This window comes from Haloferax sp. Atlit-10N (assembly GCF_003586325.1).
Classification (GTDB): Archaea; Halobacteriota; Halobacteria; order Halobacteriales; family Haloferacaceae; genus Haloferax; species Haloferax prahovense.
Genome location: NZ_PSYX01000148.1, coordinates 1 through 470 on the forward strand (window position 1 = coordinate 1; position 470 = coordinate 470).

Below are 470 nucleotides of genomic sequence, written 5' to 3' on the forward strand. Positions count from 1 at the left end.
TACTCTTCGAGCAGCACTTCGACGGCTATCGCGTCCCCGCTCAGTACGCTCACGAGCGCTTCGATTCGCGGGTCGTCCGCGTCCGCTTCGGCGTCGTCCCGCTCTGCGAACGTCTGATAGAAGTACCACCCCGTCGAAACCGCGTGGAGTTGCTCGTCGTTCACCGACAGCAGCCCCCACTTGTCGTTTTTCGGGAGTGGTGCCGTCCAGTCGGTGTCCGAGTTGAACGCGGACGCGTCTCGGACGAATCGATTGTGGGTGAACGCGAGTTCTTTCGGATAGTGTAAGCGGCCGTTTAGCGTTTCGCCGAAGACGTCGTACCTGGACATCTGGTGTGGCATGACCGCCGAGACGTAGAACCGGAGCCTCGTATCGGCGTCGTCGAGTTCTCGTTCCTTCATGTACGCCTGCTCGATTGGTGTCACGTCACCGCCGTCTTCGACTGCACTACACAGCATCTCGTAGAGGCG

General features: G+C 60.2%; 1 pseudogene. It reads right to left on the reverse strand.

Annotated features, from left to right (window positions below):
- Window positions 1-470 (reverse strand): annotated as a pseudogene (locus tag C5B91_RS21610) (type I-B CRISPR-associated protein Cas8b/Csh1); the annotation flags it as partial.